General features: G+C 67.3%; 18 protein-coding genes. 8 read left to right on the top strand and 10 right to left on the bottom strand.

Going from position 1 to position 20,972, the window contains the following annotated elements; translation table 11 throughout:
* Positions 1–53: 53 nt before the first annotated feature.
* From pcaC to QRN11_RS01660, 8 genes are all read right to left on the bottom strand, one after another.
* Complete coding sequence (gene pcaC / locus QRN11_RS01695; protein WP_285249611.1) at positions 54–515, bottom strand: 4-carboxymuconolactone decarboxylase; 462 nt, start codon at positions 513–515, stop codon at positions 54–56.
* Positions 512–1,330 carry an alpha/beta fold hydrolase gene (locus QRN11_RS01690; protein ID WP_285249610.1) on the bottom strand — a complete coding sequence of 273 codons (819 nt, stop codon included), beginning with the start codon at positions 1,328–1,330 and terminating at the stop codon, positions 512–514. The genes pcaC and QRN11_RS01690 overlap by 4 nt, the downstream gene beginning before the upstream one ends.
* Positions 1,323–2,771, bottom strand: coding sequence for a lyase family protein (locus QRN11_RS01685; RefSeq protein WP_285249652.1), 1,449 nt, complete (start codon positions 2,769–2,771; stop codon positions 1,323–1,325). The genes QRN11_RS01690 and QRN11_RS01685 overlap by 8 nt, the downstream gene beginning before the upstream one ends.
* 44 nt (positions 2,772–2,815) lie before the next feature.
* Positions 2,816–3,373: a protocatechuate 3,4-dioxygenase subunit alpha gene (gene pcaG / locus QRN11_RS01680; RefSeq protein WP_091419497.1), complete on the bottom strand. Its 558-nt coding sequence runs from the start codon at positions 3,371–3,373 to the stop codon at positions 2,816–2,818.
* 3 nt (positions 3,374–3,376) lie between these two features.
* Positions 3,377–4,249: a protocatechuate 3,4-dioxygenase subunit beta gene (pcaH, locus tag QRN11_RS01675; protein WP_285249609.1), complete on the bottom strand. Its 873-nt coding sequence runs from the start codon at positions 4,247–4,249 to the stop codon at positions 3,377–3,379.
* A gap of 36 nt (positions 4,250–4,285) precedes the next feature.
* Complete coding sequence (locus tag QRN11_RS01670; RefSeq protein WP_285249608.1) at positions 4,286–6,169, bottom strand: bifunctional sugar phosphate isomerase/epimerase/4-hydroxyphenylpyruvate dioxygenase family protein; 1,884 nt, start codon at positions 6,167–6,169, stop codon at positions 4,286–4,288.
* On the bottom strand, positions 6,169–7,050 hold the full coding sequence (locus QRN11_RS01665; RefSeq protein WP_285249607.1) for a shikimate dehydrogenase: 882 nt from the start codon (positions 7,048–7,050) through the stop codon (positions 6,169–6,171). The genes QRN11_RS01670 and QRN11_RS01665 overlap by 1 nt, the downstream gene beginning before the upstream one ends.
* Before the next feature lie 134 nt (positions 7,051–7,184).
* A complete protein-coding gene (locus tag QRN11_RS01660) occupies positions 7,185–8,012 on the bottom strand; it encodes an IclR family transcriptional regulator (RefSeq protein ID WP_285249606.1) in 828 nt (275 codons plus the stop codon).
* A gap of 230 nt (positions 8,013–8,242) precedes the next feature.
* Here QRN11_RS01660 and QRN11_RS01655 point away from each other — a divergent pair, with 230 nt between their 5' ends.
* The 5 genes from QRN11_RS01655 (at position 8,243) to QRN11_RS01635 (ending at position 14,782) form a co-directional block, all read left to right on the top strand.
* A complete protein-coding gene (locus QRN11_RS01655; protein ID WP_285249605.1) occupies positions 8,243–9,562 on the top strand; it encodes an MFS transporter in 1,320 nt (439 codons plus the stop codon).
* 233 nt (positions 9,563–9,795) lie between these two features.
* Positions 9,796–11,352 (top strand): ABC transporter substrate-binding protein, encoded by a 1,557-nt coding sequence (locus tag QRN11_RS01650; RefSeq protein WP_285249604.1) that lies wholly within the window; start codon positions 9,796–9,798, stop codon positions 11,350–11,352.
* A gap of 19 nt (positions 11,353–11,371) precedes the next feature.
* Positions 11,372–12,313 (top strand): ABC transporter permease, encoded by a 942-nt coding sequence (locus QRN11_RS01645; protein ID WP_285249603.1) that lies wholly within the window; start codon positions 11,372–11,374, stop codon positions 12,311–12,313.
* The gene (locus tag QRN11_RS01640) at positions 12,306–13,136 is read left to right on the top strand and encodes an ABC transporter permease (protein ID WP_285249602.1); all 831 of its coding nucleotides are present in this window, start codon (positions 12,306–12,308) and stop codon (positions 13,134–13,136) included. The genes QRN11_RS01645 and QRN11_RS01640 overlap by 8 nt, the downstream gene beginning before the upstream one ends.
* Entirely contained in the window at positions 13,133–14,782 is a 1,650-nt protein-coding gene (locus QRN11_RS01635) for an ATP-binding cassette domain-containing protein (protein WP_285249601.1), read from the top strand. Before QRN11_RS01640 ends, QRN11_RS01635 begins: the two co-directional genes overlap by 4 nt.
* On the opposite strand, the gene QRN11_RS01630 is transcribed toward QRN11_RS01635, so the two are convergent.
* Positions 14,739–15,815: an ATP-dependent DNA ligase gene (locus tag QRN11_RS01630; RefSeq protein ID WP_285249600.1), complete on the bottom strand. Its 1,077-nt coding sequence runs from the start codon at positions 15,813–15,815 to the stop codon at positions 14,739–14,741. The genes QRN11_RS01635 and QRN11_RS01630 overlap by 44 nt on opposite strands.
* A gap of 62 nt (positions 15,816–15,877) precedes the next feature.
* Positions 15,878–16,801, bottom strand: coding sequence for an AEC family transporter (locus QRN11_RS01625; RefSeq protein WP_285249599.1), 924 nt, complete (start codon positions 16,799–16,801; stop codon positions 15,878–15,880).
* Positions 16,802–16,970: 169 nt separating this feature from the next.
* On the opposite strand from QRN11_RS01625, the gene QRN11_RS01620 reads away from it, so the two are divergent.
* The 3 genes from QRN11_RS01620 to QRN11_RS01610 are packed head-to-tail and all read left to right on the top strand — an operon-like array spanning position 16,971 to position 20,960.
* Positions 16,971–18,002: a TIGR03885 family FMN-dependent LLM class oxidoreductase gene (locus QRN11_RS01620; protein ID WP_285249598.1), complete on the top strand. Its 1,032-nt coding sequence runs from the start codon at positions 16,971–16,973 to the stop codon at positions 18,000–18,002.
* Positions 17,999–19,693: an alpha-amylase family protein gene (locus tag QRN11_RS01615; RefSeq protein ID WP_285249597.1), complete on the top strand. Its 1,695-nt coding sequence runs from the start codon at positions 17,999–18,001 to the stop codon at positions 19,691–19,693. Before QRN11_RS01620 ends, QRN11_RS01615 begins: the two co-directional genes overlap by 4 nt.
* A gap of 40 nt (positions 19,694–19,733) precedes the next feature.
* A complete protein-coding gene (locus QRN11_RS01610; RefSeq protein WP_091419482.1) occupies positions 19,734–20,960 on the top strand; it encodes a pyridoxal phosphate-dependent aminotransferase in 1,227 nt (408 codons plus the stop codon).
* The last annotated feature ends 12 nt before the right edge of the window (positions 20,961–20,972 follow it).

Genomic DNA, 20,972 nt, shown 5'->3' with positions numbered 1-20,972 from the left:
ACTAAGTAGCGCTAAGTGTCGTTTTGGGGGTTCAAAACGACACTTCGCGCTACCTAGTTGGGCTGGGGTTCGTCGGTACGGGTGCTGTCCAGGTCAGTACTGTCCATTTCACGGAACACCTGCTGGGCAGTTTTGAAAGCGGTGTTGGCGGAGGGGACGCCGCAGTAGATGGCGGTCTGGAGCAGGATTTCCTTGATCTCGTCCCTGCTCAGGCCGTTGGTGAGGGCAGCCCGGATGTGCATGGCGAGTTCTTCCCAGTGCCCGTGCGCCACCATCGCGGTGATGGTGACGGCGGACCGCATCTGCCGGGTCAGGCCCGGCCGGGTCCAGATGCCACCCCAGGCGATCCGGGTGATCATGTCCTGGAAGTCCTCGGTGAACCCATCCTTGTTGGCGTTGGCCCGGTCCACGTGCGCGTCGCCAAGGACTTCGCGCCGGACCACCATGCCGCCGTCGTAAACCTCCTGGCTGGTGGCAGCGGGCTGGACCACGCCGTGCCGCTCCGTCCCGCTCACTTGGTCGCCTCCCGCGATTCAGCCCAAGCCAGGAGCCCGCGCATCAGCTCCGCCAGGTGGGCCGGCGCCTCGGCGGGGGCGAGATGGGCCACTCCCTCGAGCGTGACGGCGGTGGCGGTTCCGCCGCCCGCGGTGATCCCCGTGGCGACTTCCTCGGCCATCGACGGCGTGGCCACGCCATCGAACGCCCCGGCAATAACCTGCGTGGGGACACGGATGGTGCCGAGTTCGTCACGGACATCAAAGGCCGCCAGCGCCTCGCAGCAGAAGGCGTAGCTGAAGCGGTCGGCGTCGCGCAGGGCATGCAGGAGCCTGCTGCTCAGCTCAGGCTCACGGTCCATAAAACCAGGGGCGAACCAGCGCTCGGCCGAGCCCTGGATCATCACCGGTGTGCCCTGGTTGCGGACCGTTTCGGCGCGTTCCAGCCAGCCCTCAGCGGTGCCGATCTTGGCTCCGCTGTTCTGGACGGACAGGCTCTTGAGCCGCTCCCCGTGCTGGATCCCGAGCTGCAGGCCGGTGGCGCCGCCCAGGGAGACCCCCGCGTAGTGGAACGCCTCTCCCGGGGCGATGGAATCGACCAGGTCCACCACCGCATCAGCCAGCGCCGGAACGTCAAACGTTTCCGTCGCCGCGGGCGAGACGCCGTGGCCCGGCAGGTCCCAGGCCACCACGTCGTAGTCGGTCCCCAACAGCGACGCAGCCCTGTTCCACAGGATCGAGGAGGTGCCCAGGGACGGGCCCACCACCAACAGGGGGTGGTCGCCCAGGGGCCGCTGGGGTGACAGCAGCGCTGCCTTCAGGACTGGTTTAGCCACGGGAAGCTCCATTCGCATCGGTGTGGGCAGGTGAATTGGCAAAGTCCGGGTACGCGGCCAGGATCCGCCGCGAGATCTCCGCGGCCTCGCCGAGGTAGCTGGCCGGGTTGAGGAGTTCCTCCAGCCGGACGTCCGGCAGGACCGACGCCTGAACGGCCTCACGGAGCAGCTTGCGGTAGGTGGCAGCCTGCTCCGCCGGCTGTGCCTGGAGGGTCTGATCCACCACGCCCTGGAGCTGCTGCTTGCCGTTGAGCCCGTCCTTGTCCTCAAGCAGAGGGGCCACCACGGCCCCGACGCCCTCGGCCAGCAGCAGCGGACCGGCCAGGTCCAGGTTGCGGCGCATGCCGTCCGGGAAAACCTGCAGCCCCTCGGCAAGCTCCCGGACGTGGCCGGCAGCGCCGAGTGCCAGGGCCAGGAGTTGCCGGAGCGCAGGCCACTCGGTGTGCCAGGCTCCGTCCGGCCGTTCGTCGTTGAAGTTGGCGGCCGCCAGGTGCAGCTGGGCTGCCAGGGCCGGAGCCTGGAGCGCGGCGCTGCGGACCAGCACGGACAGCACCGGGTTCTGCTTCTGCGGCATCGCCGAGGAAACCCCCCTGCCCGCGGCCCGCGGCTCGGCCAGTTCGCCCACCTCGGGCCGGCTCAGGAACAGAACGTCTGCAGCAATCTTGCCGAAGGCATCCAGCACCGAAGCCAAGGCATGGCCCAGTGACGTAATGGTCAGCCGGTTGGTGTGCCACGGCGCCGGTGCAGGGGCGAGCCCCAGCTGGGACGCGAGGGCATCAGCCAGGCCAAACGGAGTAGAGGAAGAACCGGACGTCAGGACAGTGCCGGCGGCCAGCGTTCCGGCCGCACCGCCGAACTGGACCGGGAACTGCAGCGTTTCAAGTTGCCGGCCCGCAGCCCCGACGCCGTGGAACCACTGGGCGGCGCGCAGGCCGAACGTGAGCGGCAGCGAATGCTGGGTCAGGCTCCTGCCCACGCACAGCGTGTCCGCATGCTGCTCCGCCAAGGCGGCGAGCGCCGCGGTGGTGCGTTTCAGGTCGGACAGGAGCGCCTCGACGGTATTGCGGGCCAGCAGCATGAGTGCGGTGTCCAGGACGTCCTGGCTGGTCAGCGAGGTGTGCACCGCTTTTCCGGCTCCGGCATTGCCGGTGTCCAGCGCTGCCACCTCCTTGCGCAGGCTGGCCAGCAGCGGGATCACCGGGTTGCCGCCGCCCTGGGCACGGCGGGCGATGTCCGCAGGATCGTAGCGGCCCGCTTCAGCGGCGGAGGCGACGACGGCGGCCGCACCGGCAGGTGCCAGGCCCGCCTTTTCGAGCACGGCAGCCCAGCCGGACTCGACGGCGAGGATTGCCGCCAGTACCGCACGGTCCCCCGTTAGCGCGCCGACAAGCGGCGACGCCGAGACAGGGCTGAGCAGGCCGGCGGCGCCGTCGGACCCCACACTGCGGGCCCCGAAGGATCCGCCCGCTGAACTGGCCGCGTCAGTCACTGGAAGTCCAGGAAGACTGTCTCGCCCTCACCCTGAAGGCGGATGTCAAAGGTCAGGCCGCCGTCGGGATCGCGCCGGGCGATGAGCGTTGTGCGGCGCTCGGGCTCCAGCGAGGTGAGCAGCGGATCGTTGGCCAGCGCCTCGGTGTCCTCCGGCAGGTAGATCCGGGTAAACAGGCGGTTGGTCAGGCCGCGGGCAAAGATGGCCACGGAGATGAACGCCGCCGCGCCGGGCTTGGTGGGACCCGGATTCACGGTGGTGAAGGTGTACACGCCGGAGTTGCCCACGGCGCCGCGGCCCCAGCCGGTGAAGGTGTACCCGTCGCGGACCAGGGAACCCGTCTTCTGGACGATCCTGCCCTCGGAGTCGGGCTGCCAGATTTCCAGGATGGCATCCGGGATGGCCTGGCCGGATCCGTCGTACACGGTGCCCTGCAGGCGGATGGAGCCGGGCGAGCCGGGCGCGAGGAGTTCGTTGTCCTTTTCGTACGGCAGGGCGTAGCCGTAGAACGGGCCCACGGTCTGGCCGGGGGTGGGTACTAGTTTGGTGCTCATCTTCTACTCCTCGTCTCCGTCGGCGCCCAGCGCCTCGTTTTCCGTCCAGGTCCGCTTGGGACCGGTCAGGACGATGTCCCAGTTGTAGCCCAGCGCCCATTCGGGTTCGGTGAGGCTGTGGTCGTAGTTGGCCACGAGCCGGTCGCGGGCGTCCTGGTCCACGATGGTCTGGTAGATGGGGTCCAGCGGGAAGAGCTGGTCGCCGGGGAAGTACATCTGGGTGATGATGCGCTGGGTAAACTCGGTGCCGAACAGCGAGAAGTGGATGTGCGCCGGGCGCCACGCGTTCAGGTGGTTCTTCCACGGGTAGGCGCCGGGCTTGATGGTGGTGAACCGGTACGAGCCGTCCGGGCCGGTGATGCAGCGGCCGATGCCCGTGAAGTTGGGGTCGATCGGGGCCGGGTGCTGGTCGCGTTTGTGGATGTAGCGGCCAGAGGCGTTGGCCTGCCAGATCTCCACGAGCTGCCCGGCCACCGGGCGGCCGTTGCCGTCCAGGACCTTGCCGGCCACGATGATCCGCTCGCCCTGGGGCTCACCGTTGTGCTGGATGGTCAGGTCCGATTCCAGGGCGTGCACGTCCTGGTGCCCGAACGCCGGGGAGTACAGCTCGATGGTTTCCGGGTCCGCGTGGTGCAGGCTCTTGGTGGGGTGGCGCAGGATGCTGCTGCGGTACGGCGGGTAGTCCAGCCGCGGCTGGGTCTCAGGCTCGGCACCATCCTTGAGGGCCCTGGCATAGGCGTCGCCGATCGCGTTGATCTCGGCACTGAGGTCGGCTTGGGTTTCGATGGCACGGTCCAAGGGAAGGTGCGCTGCTTTCGGCTCGGCGGGCGGCACAAGCTCTTCCGATTCCAGCTCGGCATTGATGTCTTCCGGCACGGCTGGCTCCTTTCGTAGGGCGGGTTGGGTGTGGTGTCAGGGGCGTTGGAGCGAGTCGTACTGGACGGCGTGGCGGACCGGAGCGTTGGGCGCTCCGTAGCCGTCATAGTTGCCGCGGCGTTCCACCATTTCAAAGAACACACTGCCAACGGTGGCGGTGTAGAAATGGAGGAATTCCCCGCTGGCGTCCCGGTCGTACAGGAGGTTCAGCTCCTGGAGGGTGGCCAGGAATCCCGGTTCAAGGTCGAAGCGGGCGTCCAGGTCCTCGTAGTAATTGGCGGGAATCTGCAGGAATTCCAGGCCGCGGTCCCGGGCGGACCGGGCAGTGGAAACAAGGTCGTCCACAGCGAACGCGATGTGTTCCTGGTAGGTCTTGCGCGCCTGCCGGGCCGGCGACTGCTGCACGGGTGCTTGCTGCACCGGGGCGAGGTTCAGGACCAGCCGCACCGCGCCGTCGGACGTCTGCATGACCTGCGAGCGCACCAGGCCGCTGGGGCTCGGAACTTCCGCGAACGGCTGCGGTTCCAGGGCCAGGGCGCTGGTGTAGAAGAGGACGGCCTCATCGAAGTGCTGCCACGGCTGGGCCAGGTTTACGTGGTCGATCACCGCGCTGGCTCCCGCGGACGGGTGTTCCAGCCCTTCCCCGAACTCGTGCGTCCATGCGGCGGTGCCGTCGGGGCTGCCTTGGCACAGGAAGATCTCGGTGGAGTCCGGGGCGGAGATGCCCTGGAACACTTCCTCGTCGGCCTGGACCTTGCGGGCCACCACCGGGGCCTTGAGCTGCTGGGCCCGGGCAGAGGCAATAACGGGCGAATCGACGTCGAACCCCAAGGCTGCGATGGCCGGCTCGGCGTGCTGTGCGGCCTGCTCGTTGATGATCACCCGCGCCTGCCCCATGGTCCACAGCTGGACGTCCTTGGTGCGGTGCCGGCCTTCGAAGGCGAAGCCGAGCTGGCCCAGGAGCTTCTCCAGCTGGGCGGTATCGTCCGCTTTCACCTCGGCAAAATTGAAGCCTGCGGGTTCGTTCACCTTGGGCAGCGTGGCCAGTTCCATGGGATAACGACGGCGGAGGGCGGCGCCGTTGCCCGGCGCCCCTTCGGTGCCTAGCCATTTGGCGCTCTGTTCCTCAAGCCAGATCAGCGATCGCATCGCGTCCACGGCGGTGCGCTCGACGTCGGACTGGCGGAAGACGTCATTGAAGACTTCCAGGGACACCGGGCCGGTGTAGCCGGCGCGGACCACGTGGCCCATGAACTTGGCGAGCTCGAACTGGCCCTCGCCGGGGAACACGCGGTAGTGGCGGCTCCAGGACAGCACGTCCATGGAAAGTTTGGGGGCGTCGGCCACCTGGACAAAAAAGATCTTGTCCGCGTTGATCTTCTCGATCGGCGCGGTGTCCCAGTCGCGGGAGAGGATGTGGAAGGAGTCCAGGCAGGTACCGAAATTGGGGTGGTCCACCATCTCCACCAGGCGGTAGGCGTGCTCGTAGTCGTTGACGTATTTGCCCCAGGCGAGGGCCTCGTACGCAACCTTGACGCCGTGGTCCCCGGCCAGCTCCGCGAGTTCGGAGAGCTGTTCGGCGCGGAGGCCGTCGTCATTTATGGTGGCGGTGGCAACGTTTGAGCAGACCAGGATGGTGTCCATACCCAGCCGGGACATCAGCTTGAACTTCGCCTCGGCGCGGCGGAGGTTGGCCTTCAGCAGGTCCGGCGTGACGCCGTCGAAATCCCGGAAGGGCTGGTAAAGGTCCAGGCCCAGGCCGAGGTCGGCGGCCATGGTGCGCACATCCTCGGGGCTCAGCGGCGAGGTGACCAAGTCCTGCTCGAAGATCTCGATGCCGTCGAACCCGGCGATGGCGCAGGCCTGCATCTTTTCCTTGAGCGTGCCGGACAGGCAGACTGTGGCGATTCCGGTGCGCATCAGGCGGCCACCTCTTCGGCCGCCACAAGCTCCAGGAAGTGGCTGCGCATCCGGTCCGGGTCCGCTTCCAGGCCCGTGAAGATGCGGAAGGCGTCCGCGGCCTGGCCCACTGCCATCCGGCCGCCGTCAAGAACCTCGCAGCCCTTTGCCCGGGCGCCCCGGACCAGCTCGGTATCGATGGGGCGGTAGACGATGTCCGCCACCCAGTGGCGGGACTCAAGCAGGTCCAGGTCCAGCGGGAGCCCGGGATGGGCGGCCATGCCCACGGGAGTGCAGTGCACCAGTCCGTCGGCCAGGGGCATCAGCTGCGGCAGCTCCGTCGTCCTGCGTGCCGTCACGGTGCTGTCCGGGAAGAACCCGGCCAGCTCGGCGGCGCGGGTGGCGCCGCGGGCGGCGTCCATGTCCACCAGGTCCAGGTGGCGGACCCCGGCGGTTAGCAGGGCGTAGGCGACAGCCGAGCCGGCACCGCCGGCACCCAGCTGGACTACGTGGTCCAGGTTCGCGCCCGGAAGTCCGGCGGCGAGGGCGCCGGCGAAGCCGGAAAAGTCGGTGTTGTGGCCGATGAACCGGCCGTCCTCGATCACCACGGTGTTGACCGCACCCAGCCGCAGGGCGTCCGGGGACACCTCATCCAGGTGCTGCAGGACCAGCTGCTTGCAGGGGTGGGTGATGTTCAGGCCGTTGAAGCCAAGGCTGCGGGCGCTCTGGAGCAGCTGGCCCACGGATTCGCCGGGAAGGCCAAGCTCCAGCAGGTCGATGGGCCGGTACAGGTAGCGCAGGCCCTGCACGTCCCCTTCGCGTTCGTGCATGGGCGGAGTGAGTGATGGCATCACGCCATCGCCGACCAGTCCCACCAGGTAGGACTCAGTTCGATTGCTCATCCGTGCAGCTCCTTTGATACGGCACCGGGCAGCTTCCTTGCGGAGGGTGCGCTGCCGGGGTGATGGAAATTACGGTACATCATTTGTTCACTTTCCGCACTGCTGTTCTACATACGAACAAAACAAAGTTGCGGCTAGCGCTGGGGCAGGCGGGCAGCAAGCTCGGCCGCCGCTTCCTGAAGCAGTGGCACGTGCGCCTCCAGCCCGTCCAAGCTGAGGCGGAAGACCGGGACCGCAGTGGCCAGGGAAGCGAACGCGTGCCCCTGGCTGTTGAGCAGCGGAACGGCGACGGCCCGCATGCCCGCCTCGTTCTCCTCGTCCATCACGGCAAATCCGCGGCGGCGGACCAGCTCAATTTCGGCACGGAAGGCATCCCGGTCCGTGATGGACTTTTCCGTGAGGGGCTCCAGCGGAAGCTCTGCCAGCAGCTTTTCCCGCTCGGCGTCCTCCGCAAACGCCACCAGCGCCTTGCCGACGGCGGTGGTGGAGAGCGAGCCCAGATGGCCCGGATCGCTGGTCACCCGGAACATCTGCGGGCCGTCCACCTTGTTCACGGTGAGGTGGTGATGGCCGTCCCGGACGCTGAGGATGGTGGCCTCCCCCGTCTGCTCGGTCACCCGCCGCAGGACAGGCAGGGCGGTTCCGGCGAAGCCGTGATGGTTGGAAACGCGCTGACCCAACTGGAAGATCCGCAGGCCCAGGTGGTAGCGGCGGCCATCCGGCTCGTAGTCCACAAAGCCGTCCCGCGTCAGGGAGCCGAGGAGGCGGTACGTGGTGCTGAAAGGCAGCTGGGCCCGGCGGGAGATCTCCGCAGCACTCGCGCCGCGGGGTTCATCGCCCAGGAGGACCAGCAGGCCGAGGGCCTTGCCCACCATGTCCGTGCGGTCAGCTGATCGGCCCGCTTTGGCCGGACTTTCGTCAGCGGCAACATCATCGGGCGCTGTGGTTTGGTTCACACTCATACTTCGATGTTGCCACATTGTGAGAGCTATTGCTACTAGATGAATATTTTGTTGACAAGTGACTGCCCTCACAGCCATCATTGCTGTATCGCACAAGTAGCTCCCACCATGTGGCTACTGTCCGGGTTCTCCCGCAACTGCAGCCGTACAGCGCCACGCCTTGACCCAGGCCTCGCCGGCTGAAGCCCCCGATCCATCCGCGACAAAGTCGTCACATCAAAAGGAACTCCATGAGCCAGATACTTCCGTCCGCTGAGCCAGGCATTGTTGCCCCGGCCGGGACGCCGAAGAAGGCAGCCCTCGCAAGCTTCCTGGGCAGCGCCGTCGAATACTACGACTTCTTCATCTTCGGTTCCGCCGCCGCCCTGATCTTTCCCACGGTCTTCTTCCCGAATGCTGACGCGAATGCGGCCATCATGTCCTTCGCCACCTTCGGCTTCGCCTACGTAGCACGCCCGGTGGGTGCCGTCATCCTGGGCCACTTCGGCGACAGGGTGGGCCGGCGGAAGGTCCTGATGTTCACCCTCCTCCTGATGGGCGCTTCCACCTTCGTGATCGGCTGCCTGCCGGACTTCAACACCGTCGGCTGGTGGGCTCCGGCCCTGCTGGTCCTCGCCCGGCTCTGCCAGGGCCTGTCCGCAGCCGGCGAGCAGGCCGGAGCCTCCTCCATGACACTGGAACACGCCCCGGACAACCGCCGCTCCTTCTTTACGTCCTGGACCCTCACCGGCACCCAGGGCGGCCAGATCCTCGCCGCCCTCGTCTTCATCCCCGTCCTGGCCCTCCCGGACGAGATCAAGTACGGCATCGGCTGGCGCATCCCCTTCTGGTTGAGCGCCGTTGTGGTGATCGTCGCGTTCTTTATCCGCCGCACACTGCATGAGCCGCCGGCGTTCGAGGAAGCCCAGAAGACCGCCCAGATCTCCAAGCTCCCGGTCGCCGATCTGCTCAAGGGCCACTGGCGCGATGTCCTCCGCGTGATCTGCTGCGCCTTCATCGCCGCAGTCTCCACAGTGTTCGGGACCCTCGCCATCAGCTACGCCAAGACCGTTGCCGGCGTGGACGGCACCACCACCCTCTGGCTTGTGGTGGCCGCCAACGTGGTGGCCCTGGGCACCCAGCCCCTGTTCGGCATGCTGGCAGACAAGATCGGCCGCAAGCCCGTCTACATCTACGGCGCCCTGGCCAGCGCAGCCCTGACGCCTCTGTTCCTGCTGAGCCTGGAATCCGGCAGCGTGCCGCTGATGTTCCTGGCCGCCATTGGCTTCTTCTCCTGCGGTTACGCCGCCTCCAACGCCGTCTGGCCGTCCTTCTATGCCGAGATGTTCAGCACCAAGGTCCGCTTCTCCGGCCTGGCCATCGGCACCCAGCTGGGCTTCCTGATGGCAGGGTTCGCACCCGCCATCGTGGCCGCCATGGGCGGCATCAAGCCCGGCGGCTGGGTCCAGATCAGCATCTTCACTGCCGTCATCTGCGTGGTGGCCGCCGTTTCCGCACTGACCGCCAAGGAATCCTTCAAGATCCCCACCAAGCAGCTCGGCCTGAAGTAGCCTTTCTGCTCGCCCGGACGCCATTCCAGCCCGGTTTTTAGACCGGAAAGCCCGCCATTCCCCCAAATGGCGGGCTTTCCTTTTCATAAACCGGGCTGTTCTGGCACCGAGGGCCCCTCCAAGCTGAACGGCAGAGTCACCAATTCACGCTTTCGCGGAAGGGAAGGCTACCCTAAGTCCGTCCCCTTTTTATTCCTGCCCTTCCCCGCGGCAGCCCTGCTAGGCGGTTACCTGTGCGCTCCTCCCTCCGTCCCCGCGTCCTTCTGGCCGCGGCCGCTGCCCTCACCCTGACCGGCTGCGGTTTCAGCGGCACCCAGACCCAGGCCTCCCAGCCCAGCGCAAGTGCTGACACCGGCCAGCGGATCGTGGTGGACAATTTCCGCGCACCGGTGGCGAACTGGGCGATTGAGTCCGACGCTGCGTACATCCTGTCCCTCTCCGGGTGCCTGGAAACGCTCACCACCTTCAACCAGGCCGAGGGCAAGGTCCTGCCGTCCCTGGCCACCGAGTGGAAGCAGACCTCACCCCTGGACTGGGATTTCAGCGTCCGACAGGGCGTCAAGTTCCAGGACGGCACCGACCTCACCGCCGAGTCCGTGGTGTCGGCGCTCAACCACGTCCTCGACGCGAAGGTTCCGGCGCGCGCCTTCAACCGCACCATGATCAGCAGTGTCACCGCAGTGGACGGCCAGACTGTTCGGGTCAGCACCCCGGCCGAAAACCCGCTGGTGCCCTACCGGTTGGCCAGCGTTAACACCGGCATCCTGGCGCCGGCCGCCTACAATGCTGAAGGCCTGGATCCGTTCGGGCATTGCACCGGGCCTTTCACTCCCGTCTCGGAGAAGGCAAAGCAGTCCCTCACCCTGGACCGCAACGAAAACTACTGGGGCGGCGACGTACAACTTGCCGGCGCCGAGGTCCGCTTCATCACCAACGGCCCCACACGTGCCGCCCAGGTGCAGACGGGCGAGTCGGACATCTCACTGTCCATCCCCGTCGCCAGCCTCGCGGCACTGAAAGCGGACAAGGGCGTCTCCGTCCTGGGTGCCGATTCGCCCCGCACTGCCACGATGTACATGAACAACGGCCGCGCCCCGCTGGACAAAGTGGAGGTCCGCAAGGCAATCCGGGAAGCCCTGGACCTCGATGCCCTGGCCGCGAGCGTCTACGAGGGCGCGGCCCTGCCTGCCACCGGACCGTTCGCGCCGTCCGAGCCCTGGGCCGGCGGGAAGCAGGACAAGCAGCAACAGGACATCGAGGAAGCCCGCAAGCTGCTCGCCAGTGCCGGCTACACGGCGGACCGGCCCCTCGAGATCATTGCCATCGTGGAGCGCGCCGAATTTGCGGACGTCGCCGCCGTTGTGCAGGAGAACCTGAAGAACATCGGCATCCCGGTGACCATCACCTCCAAGGAATACGCCTCGGCGGAGCCGGATGTCCTGGCCGGGAACTACGACATGCTGCTCAGCCAGCGGAACCGGCTGATCGACATCGCCGACCCCATCGGCTTCCTCACCGCTGACTACACCTGTAAAGGCACCTACAACCTGAGCCACTTCTGCGACCCGGAGTACGACCGGATCATCGCTGACGCCGCCAAGACCGTGGACACCACCGAGCGCTACAAGCTGTACGCCAAGGCCGGCCAGATCCTGCAGGACAAGGCCGTCAACGCCTGGCTGGTGAACGAGCAGGCCACGGACGCGATCCGCACCAACGTCCTTGGCTACGTCCAGGACCCGCTGTCCCGCTATGTCTTGACGGCGAAGACCGCCAAGGCCGCGTCCTAGTTCCCGAAGCCCGCCGCGAATGCTGCAGTTCATCACCAAACGGACGGCCACCCTGGTGGCCGCTGTTGTGGTGTCCTCCTTTGCGGTCTTCCTGATCCCCTACTTCACGCCCGGGGATCCGGTGCGCAAGATTATCCGCTCACGCGTGGCGGGCGATGCCATTGATGACGCTTCCGTTCAGGGCCTCAGCGAGAGCCTCGGCCTGAACGATCCCCTGGCCGTCCAGTACCTCCGGTGGCTCGGGGATTTCCTCAGCGGCGACATGGGCCTGTCCTTCGCCAGCCGCACACCAGTGGTGGAGCAGGTGCTGCCGGCGCTGTCCGTCACATTCAGCCTGGTGGACATGGCACTGGTCCTGGCCGCCGCCGTGTCACTCCCGCTGGGAATCATTTCCGGATTGCGTCCCGGGAGCGGCGCGGACAAGGCCATCACAGCGGTGACGCAGGCCCTGATCGCCATGCCGGAATACTGGGTGGCTCCGGTGCTGGTTTTGGTGTTCGCGCTGAAACTGTCAGTCCTGCCCACAGCCGGCTGGAACGACCTCTCCTCCGCGGTGCTGCCGGCCCTGACCCTCGCGCTGCGGCCCATCAGCTTCTTCACCTCGGCGGTCCGCGCCGGGATCGTCGATGCGGCAGCGGCAGAGCACGTGCCGGCGGCGAGGGCCCGGGGCCTGAGCCACGGTCAGGCGATCCTCCGCCACGTGGTGCCGAACGGCCTGGTGCCCTTGTCCACCCTGTTCGCGGTGTGGTTCGCCGGCCTGCTCGGCGGATCGGTCATTGTGGAGGTCATTTTTGCCGTACCGGGGATGGGCAGGCTGCTTTTCGACGCCGTTGTGAACAGCGATATCCCGTTGGCCCAGGGCGGCGTGGTGGTTGTGGTGGCCCTCGCCGTCGGGGTGACCACCCTGGCGGACTTCGTCCACCGTTTCCTCAGCCGTACGGTGGGAGGAACCCTTGCCTAGCCGGTTTACCGTCTCCACGGTGGCCGCCGCCGTCCTGGCCATTATTGTGCTGGCTGTGCTGCTGGCGCCATGGATCTCGCCCTATCCCCCGGCCGAGCAGAGCCTGGCCGAGCGCCTGGCCGGGCCATCGGCAAAGCACTGGCTGGGAACGGACAACCTGGGCCGGGACACCCTCAGCAGGATCCTCGAAGGCGGCCAGTTCTCCATGTCCGTGGCGGCGCTGGCCACGGTGCTGACCTGCCTGCTCGGCGTGGCCATCGGGATCCTGAGCGCGCGCCGAAGGGGCTGGGTGGATGAATTCCTGACCCGCACCAACGACGTCCTGCTGGCCCTGCCGGAAATGGTGGTAGCCCTGTTCATCGTGGCGGCGCTGGGCACGGGCTTTGGGCCGCTGCTGCTCGCCCTGACAGTGACAGGCTGGACACCCTTCGCCCGCCTGGCCCGAACCCTCGCGTACGACGTCTCAACCCGGGGCTTTGTGGAGGCCGCCCGCGTGGTGGGCTGCCCGCCGTCGTTCATTATCTTCCGGCACCTGCTGCCCCACCTCGCGGCACCGATCCTGGGGCAGGCAACCCTGCGCTTCGGGCACCTGCTCATCAGCGTGGGCGCCCTCTCCTACCTGGGGTTGGGCGTCCAGCCGCCGCAGTCGGACTGGGGTTCCATGCTGGCGGCCGCGCAGCCCTTCGCGGACCGGGCACCGATGGGGATCCTCGCGCCGGGCCTGGTGATTTTTGTCGTGGCGCTCTGCGTCACCCTGATCGGCCAGCGCGCGGCGCACATGGCCGAGGCACCTTTGCTGCTGCCCCTGGCGGCGGAAAAATGAGCCCGCTGAACCCGGGGCTGGTCCTGGAGGGGCTGGAGGTGGGCCATCAAGGGCCCGACGGCGGGACTTCCCGCAGGCCCCTGCTCTCCGATGTCTCCCTGTCCGTGCAGCCCGGCGAGTTCGTTGCGCTGGTAGGCAGTTCCGGTTCGGGCAAGACACTGACGGCGATGTCCTGCCTGCGGCTTCTGCCCGCGGGCCTGGGCATCACCGGCGGTTCCATCCGGCTCGGCGGCCTCGACCTGACCCGCGCGTCAGAACAGGAACTGAACTCCGTTCGCGGCGGCAGGCTGGGGATGCTGTTCCAGCAGCCCAAACGGATGTTCAACCCGAACCGGACCATCGGGCAGCACCTCAAGGAACCCCTCCGCCTGCATGCCGGCCTGCGGGGCGCCATGGCACGGAGCAAGGCCGTGGAACTGCTCGACGAAGTGGGCTTCGCAGATCCGGCCAAGGGCGCCCGGGCCTATCCGCACCAGCTCTCCGGAGGCATGGCCCAACGCGCCATGACGGCCCTGGCGCTGGCAGGCCAGCCTGGGATGCTGCTGGCGGATGAGCCGACGTCGGCGCTGGACAAGGTGCTCGAACGCCAGATCCTGCAGCTGCTGGACAGGGAACGCCGGGAACGCGGCCTGGGCATCCTGTACATCACGCACAACATCGCGTCCGTGGCCGCCTACGCGGACCGGGTGCTGGTGATGAACGCCGGCAGCATTGTGGAGGCCGGTCCTGCCGGTGACGTGCTCACGCGGCCCCAAACCTCCTACACCCGTGAGCTGCTGGCCGCCGCACGGCTGGCGCCCGAGTCCCGCCGCCGTCCGCCGTCTACCGAACGGGACGTCCTGGTGCTGGACAGCGTGGGCAAGCACTTCGGGCCGCGGCGGAAACAGGGCCATACCGCGCTGCAGGACGTCTCGCTGACCCTGCGGCGCGGCGAGATCCTGGGCGTGCTGGGCCAGTCGGGCTCAGGCAAAAGCACCCTGGCCAAGGCCATCGTCGGTCTGGAAACCGCCAGCACTGGATCCATTACCCGGCACCTGGACCCAACCGGCGCCCGGCAGGCCACCGCCGTCCAACTGGTGTTCCAGGAACCGCACGGCGCCTTTGACCCGCGGATGACCCTGCGCACCAGCCTGCAGGCACCGCTGCGCCCCCGCCGCGACCTGTCGCCGGAAGAGCGCGATGAGCGGATCGCCGCCGCGATGGCCGAGGTGGAACTGGACGCGGCGCTCCTGGACAAGCGGCCGGGCCAGTGCTCCGGCGGGCAGCTGCAGCGGGCCACCATTGCCCGTGCCCTGCTGCTGGAACCCCAGGTCCTGATCTGCGACGAGGCCACGTCCGCCCTGGATGCGTTGACCCAGCGCACCATCCTGAACCTCCTGCTGCGGCTGCAACGGGAACACAACCTCTCCCTGATCGTCATCTCACACGACATGGATGTGGTCCGGTACATGTGCGACCGCGTGGCTGTCCTGCTTGAGGGCGAAGTGGTGGAAGTGGCTGAAACGAAAGACTTCTTCGCGGCGCCGCGGCACCCGCACAGCCAGGCGCTGGTGGAAGCCTCGATCCCCTGCCGTGCGGACGGGCTGTGGAGTGTCCTGGACGCTACGGCCGTCCGGTCTCCAGCACCGAGGCAAGGTCAAAGCTGACCGGTTCCTCCAGCTGCTCATAGGTGCACGATTCCGGCTCCCGGTCCGGCCGCCAGCGGTTGAACTGCGCGGTGTGCCGGAACCTGTCGCCTTCCATGTGGTCGTACCGGACCTCCACCACCAGCTCCGGGCGCAGCGGCACAAAGGACAGGTCCTTGCCGGCGCTCCAGCGGCTGCCTTCGGCGTTGCGCGGAGTCCGCTCACCATCCTCCTGCTTTGCCCAGGCCCACGGGTGGTTATCAAAGTCGGTGACCAGCGGCTGAAGCTGTTCGAACAGCTCCTGGCGGCGCTTCATGGGGAAGGCGCCGATCACGCCCACGCTGGCCAGGCCGCCGTCGTCCTTGTACAAGCCGAGCAGCAGCGAGCCGATGGCATCCGGCCCGCTCTTGTGCAGGCGGTAGCCGGCCACCACGCAGTCGGCGGTGCGCTCATGCTTGGTCTTGAACATCACCCGCTTGTCCGGCTCATACCGTCCGTCCAGGCGCTTGGCCACGATCCCGTCCAGCCCCGCGCCTTCAAACTGCTCAAACCACTGGCTGGCAGTGTCCTTGTCCGTGGTGGCCGCCGTGAGGTGGATGGGGGCTTTGCTGGCGGCGAGCGCCTTCTCGAGTGCAGCCCGCCGGTCCGTGAAGGGCCGGCCCGTGTAGTCGTCCTCGCCCAGGGCCAGCAGGTCAAACGCCACGAACGAGGCCGGAGTCTGCGCCGCCAGCAGCTTCACCCGGCTGGCGGCGGGATGGATCCGCTGCTGGAGGGCGTCGAAATCCAGCCGGTCGCCCGAGGTTCCGATCAGGATGATCTCACCGTCCACCACGCACCGCGGCGGCAGGTTCTCCTTCAGCGCCTCCACGAGCTCGGGGAAGTAGCGGGTCATGGGCTTTTCGTTGCGGCTGCCGATCTCCAGCTCGTCGCCGTCGCGGAAGATGATGGACCGGAACCCGTCCCATTTGGGCTCGTAGCTGAGGTCTCCTTCAGGGATGCCGCTGACGGCCTTGGCGAGCATGGGCGGGACGGGTGGCATCACGGGAAGTTCCATGCTGCCCATTCTTGCCCGGCAACCTGCCCCGGCGGAAGACTGCCGCTGGTAGAAGACCAGGGCTACGCTGCCAGCAGCCAAACGATGAGGATCAGCGCCGGGGCGGCCGCCGCCGTCGAGAGAAGGATGGTTTCCCTGGCCACCGCAACCCCGCGCCCGTACTTGCCGGCGAACAGGAACACGTTCTGGGCCGAGGGCAGCGCCGCCATCAGCACCACGCCCAGGAGCATGTGGGGCTCCAGGTCGAACAGGAAACGTCCGACGACGAACGCCACCAGCGGCATCACCGCCGACTTCAGCGCGGTGGCGGTAAGGATTTCCGCCGTGTGCCCACCGCTTTGCAGCATCCGGCTCCCGTGCAGGGACATGCCGAACGCCAGCAGGACCACCGGGACAGCCGCCCCGCCCAGCAGTACCAGCGGTGCCATCACCGGATCAGGAAGTTTCACGTTCAGCGCGGCCAGGACCACGCCCAGCAGGGATGCAATGATCATGGGGTTACGGAAGGGCTGCGTGAGCAGCAGTCGCGGCGAGAACCGCCCGGCTTCGGAGAGGTCCAGCAGGGTGAGGACCAGCGGGGCGAACAGGAGCAGCTGGACCAGCAGGACGGGGGCCACCGGGGTTGCATCGCCCAAGGCGTACAACGTGATGGGGATGCCGATGTTGTTGGCGTTGACGTAGGAACTGGCCATGGCCCCGATGGCCGTCTCGGCAAGCGGCCGGCGGAACCACAGGCGGCTGGCCGCGACGTACAGCAGGGCCGTGGCGGCTGCCGTGATCAGGGCCAGCGGAACGTAGGCGGAAAACACCACGGTGAGGTCCGAGTCCAGGACCACCGTAAAAAGCAGCACCGGATTGGTGATGAAGAAGGCCGTGCGGGTCAGCGCCGAGACAGTGGGCTCCCCGCCCAGCCCGCACCGCGCGGCAATGTAGCCCACTGCAATCACGACGCCGATCACCGCCAGCCCGATCAGCACACCGCCCACAAGTGGTACTTCCTTCCGCGTCCGCCTGCGCAGGCTCACGCCGAGCGCAGTGTTACAAGTTACAAACTTATCCGACAAGTGCCGGCCTGCCGTCAACAGCCCCGCCGCGGGGCTTGCCACCGGAGGGAAGCCCTCGACACAGCCCACGCCGGACAGGTAGAGATTAACGATGGTTACTGTCGGCTTCCACGCCTCCCACGAACAGATCAGCCCAGGCCAGCTGCTCAAGGACGTCCAGCACGCGGAACGCGCCGGCTTTGATGCGGCCATGTGCTCGGACCACTTCGAGCCGTGGAGTGCGCGGCAGGGACACTCCGGCTTCGCCTGGTCCTGGCTGGGAGCCGCGCTGGCCACCACCGGTCTTCGGTTCGGCGTGGTGACGGCGCCCGGCCAGCGGTACCACCCGGCCATCATCGCCCACGCGTCCGCCACCCTGGCCAGCATGTTCCCGGGCCGCTTCTGGTTCGCCCCGGGCAGCGGCGAGAACATGAACGAGCACATCACCGGTGACGGCTGGCCGGCCAAGGACGTGCGCCAGCGCCGGCTGGAGGAGTGTGTGGAGGTGATCCGGCGGCTGCACCGCGGCGAGGAGGTCACCCACCGCGGCCTGGTGACAGTGGAGCAGGCACGGATCTGGGACGTCCCGGAGACCCCGCCGCCACTGATCGCGCCCGCCGTCAGCGTGGACACGGCCCGGCGTGCGGCGGCCTGGGCGGACGGCCTGGTCACCGTGAACCAGCCAGCCGCCACCCTCAAGGAGATGCTCGCCGCCTACCGGGACAACGGCGGGACGGGCAAAGCTGTCCTGCAGGTCCATTTGTCCTGGGCCGGGAGCGAGGACGAGGCGGTGGCAGTTGCCCTGGACCAGTGGCGCACCAACACCTACCCTCCGCCCATACCCTGGGACCTGCCCACAGCCGGGCATTTCGACGCGGTGGGCGAACACGTGACAGCGGAGCAGGTCCGCACAACGGTCAACGTTTCGGCAAGCCTGGACCGGCACGTGGAGTGGCTCGGCGGCTACGCGGAGCTGGGCTTCGACGAGCTCTACCTGCACTTTGTGGGCCAGGAGCAGGCACCGTTCATCGACACGTTTGCCGCGGAGGTGCTGCCTCAGCTGCGCGCGCCCGGCAGCAGCACCCCGGCGGTCCCGCAGTTCGCGGCGGCCGGTGCCGAACCGGCGTCGGACGTTACAGCATGAGGCTCGCCGAAACGTCGGACCTCTGGTGGAAGAACGCGGTGATCTACTGCCTGGACGTGGAGACATTCTTTGACGACGACGGCGATGGCTGCGGCGACTTCGCGGGCCTGACCCAGCGCGTGGACTACCTGGCAGCCCTGGGCCTGACCTGCATCTGGCTGATGCCGTTCTACCCGTCGCCGGATCGGGACGACGGCTACGACGTCACCGATTTCTTCACCGTTGACCCCCGGCTGGGCACCATGGGCGACCTGGTGGAGTTCATCCGCGCCGCCCGGGACCGGGGCATGCGGGTCATCGCCGACTTCGTGGTAAACCACACCTCGGACCAGCACCCCTGGTTCGTCGAAGCCCGGAAGTCCAAGGACAACAAGTACCGGGACTACTACGTGTGGCGCAGCGACACACCCCCGGACACCTCCGCTGAGGTGGTGTTCCCCGGCGAGGAGACCTCCCTGTGGAACAAGGATGACGCCACCGGCGAGTGGTACCTGCACATGTTCGCCAAGCACCAGCCGGACCTGAACGTCACCAACCCCGCCGTACGCAACGAGATTGCCAAAGCCATGGGCCTGTGGCTGGAACTGGGACTGGACGGTTTCCGGCTGGACGCCGTGCCCTTCTTCCTCGAAACCCGCGGCCAGCCCAAGGACGAGGCCGCCAACAGGGATCCGCACGACTACCTCACGGCATTGCGCAGCTTCCTTAACCGCCGCAACGGCAGCGCCGTGCTGCTCGGCGAGGTGAACCTGCCGTACAAGGAACAGCTGGAGTACTTCGGCGGCCCCGAGGGCAATGAACTGAACATGCAGTTCGACTTCCTGTCCATGCAGCACCTCTACCTCTCGCTCGCCCGGCAGGATGCGCGGCCCCTGGCCGAGACCCTCAAGAGCCGTCCACAGCTGCACCCGGACAACCAGTGGGCCATGTTTGTGCGCAACCATGACGAACTCACCCTGGACAAACTCACGGACGCCGAGCGCGGGGAGGTTTTTGCCGCCTTCGGGCCCGCGAAGAACATGCAGATCTACGGGCGCGGCCTGCGCCGCCGGCTTCCACCGATGCTGGACGGCGACCAGGAACGCCTGCGGATGGTGTACTCACTCATGTTCTCCCTGCCCGGCACCCCCGTGCTGTTCTACGGGGAGGAGATCGGCATGGGTGAGGACCTCCGGCTCAAGAGCAGGGCCGCCGTGCGCACCCCCATGCAGTGGAGTGACGGGAAAAACGGGGGCTTTTCCACGGCGAAGGCGGCGGACCTGGCCGTTCCCCTGGCACGGGGAGAGTACGGCCCGGAACACGTCAACGCGGCAGCCGCCAGGCGGGACCCGGATTCGCTGTTCAACTTCATGGCCACCCTGATCCTGCGGTACCGGGAGAACGCCGAGCTGGGGTGGGGCGGCTTCGCCCTCATCGATCAGCCCGAGCCGGCGGTTTTCGCCCACACCTGCAGCTCGGACGGCGGCCTGCTGGTGCTCCTGCACAATCTGGGGGCGGACCCGGTGAAGGTCACTGCCTCAGCGGGCGCCCCGGATGGACCGGCGGGCGCTTTCAGGGATGCGTCTCTGCTGGACGTGTTCGACGGCGGCAGCGTGCCGTTGGAGCCCGACGGCGGCTTCACGGTGGAGCTGGGCCGTTACGGTTTCCGCTGGCTCCGGGTGCACCGGAAAGGGGACCGGCTGGCACCGTAACCAGGGCCACCGGCCGCGGGCGTTTGTGAAAAGATCAACCATGCGCGCCATGCAACATTCCAGCAAACTCCAGAACGTCCGGTACGAACTCCGCGGGCCGATCCTCCAGGCAGCCAAGAACATGGAGGCGGAGGGCCACCGGATCCTGAAGATGAACCTGGGCGATACGGCGCCGTTCGGCCTGGAGACGCCGGAATCGGTGGTGGTGGACATGATCCACCACCTGCGGGGCGCGCAGGGCTACAGCGACTCCAAGGGGATCTTCTCCGCCCGGACGGCCATCTCGCAGTACTACCAGACCCGCGGCCTGATGCAGATCGGCGTGGAGGACGTCTTCATCGGCAATGGGGTCAGCGAGTTGATTTCCATGTGCCTGCAGGCCTTTATGGAGAACGGCGATGAAATCCTCGTCCCGGCACCGGATTACCCGCTGTGGACGGCAGCGGTGACCCTGACCGGCGGAACGCCTGTCCATTACCTCTGTGACGAGGCCGAGAACTGGTGGCCGGACATGGCCGATGTCGAGGCAAAGATCACCAGCCGCACCAAGGGCATCGTGATCATCAACCCGAACAACCCCACCGGGGCCGTCTACCCCCGCCACATCCTGGAACAGTTCGCCGCCCTGGCCCGGAAGCACAACCTGGTCCTCTTCTCCGACGAAATCTACGAGAAGGTGCTCTACGGGGATGCCGTGCACATCCACACGGCGGCCGTTGCCGAGGACATTTGCTGCCTGACCTTCAGCGGCCTGTCCAAGGCCTACCGGATGCCCGGCTACCGCGCCGGGTGGGTCGCCGTCACCGGGCCCCTGGCCGCCACCGCCGCGTACCGCGAGGGCCTGGAACTGCTGGCATCCCTGAGATTGTGCCCCAACGTTCCTGCCCAGCATGCCATCCAGACCTGCCTGGGCGGCTACCAGAGCATCGAGGCGCTGGTGCGCCCCGGCGGCCGGCTCCGGGAACAGCGCGACCTCGCGCACAAGCTGCTGACCGCCATCCCGGGCATCACCTGCGTCCCGGCAGAGGGGGCCATGTACCTGTTTCCCCGGCTGGACCCTGAGCTCTATCCAATCGCCAGCGACGAGCAGTTTGTGCTGGACCTGTTGAGGGACCAGAAGATCCTGGTATCCCACGGCTCGGCGTTCAACTGGCCCACCCCGGACCACTTCCGGTTTGTGATCCTCCCGTCCGTCCTGGACATCGAGGAAGCCGTCCGCCGGATCTCGACGTTCCTCGCCGCCTACCGGAACCGCGAGGCGGCGTAGCGCCGTTGGCAG

Source organism: Pseudarthrobacter sp. fls2-241-R2A-168 (assembly GCF_030209335.1).
Taxonomy (GTDB): Bacteria; Actinomycetota; Actinomycetes; order Actinomycetales; family Micrococcaceae; genus Arthrobacter.
The sequence above is the reverse complement of the archived record's forward strand: the minus strand, read 5'-3'. Positions and strand labels throughout refer to the sequence as shown.

Coding starts and splice junctions, on each gene's coding strand:
- pcaG (WP_091419497.1), bottom strand. CDS start 3,373: ATGAGCACCAAACTAGTACCCACCCCCGGCCAGACCGTGGGCCCGTTC.
- QRN11_RS01670 (WP_285249608.1), bottom strand. CDS start 6,169: ATGCGCACCGGAATCGCCACAGTCTGCCTGTCCGGCACGCTCAAGGAA.
- QRN11_RS01665 (WP_285249607.1), bottom strand. CDS start 7,050: ATGAGCAATCGAACTGAGTCCTACCTGGTGGGACTGGTCGGCGATGGC.
- QRN11_RS01660 (WP_285249606.1), bottom strand. CDS start 8,012: ATGAGTGTGAACCAAACCACAGCGCCCGATGATGTTGCCGCTGACGAA.
- QRN11_RS01655 (WP_285249605.1), top strand. CDS start 8,243: ATGAGCCAGATACTTCCGTCCGCTGAGCCAGGCATTGTTGCCCCGGCC.
- QRN11_RS01645 (WP_285249603.1), top strand. CDS start 11,372: ATGCTGCAGTTCATCACCAAACGGACGGCCACCCTGGTGGCCGCTGTT.
- QRN11_RS01635 (WP_285249601.1), top strand. CDS start 13,133: ATGAGCCCGCTGAACCCGGGGCTGGTCCTGGAGGGGCTGGAGGTGGGC.
- QRN11_RS01630 (WP_285249600.1), bottom strand. CDS start 15,815: ATGGAACTTCCCGTGATGCCACCCGTCCCGCCCATGCTCGCCAAGGCC.
- QRN11_RS01620 (WP_285249598.1), top strand. CDS start 16,971: ATGGTTACTGTCGGCTTCCACGCCTCCCACGAACAGATCAGCCCAGGC.
- QRN11_RS01615 (WP_285249597.1), top strand. CDS start 17,999: ATGAGGCTCGCCGAAACGTCGGACCTCTGGTGGAAGAACGCGGTGATC.
- QRN11_RS01610 (WP_091419482.1), top strand. CDS start 19,734: ATGCGCGCCATGCAACATTCCAGCAAACTCCAGAACGTCCGGTACGAA.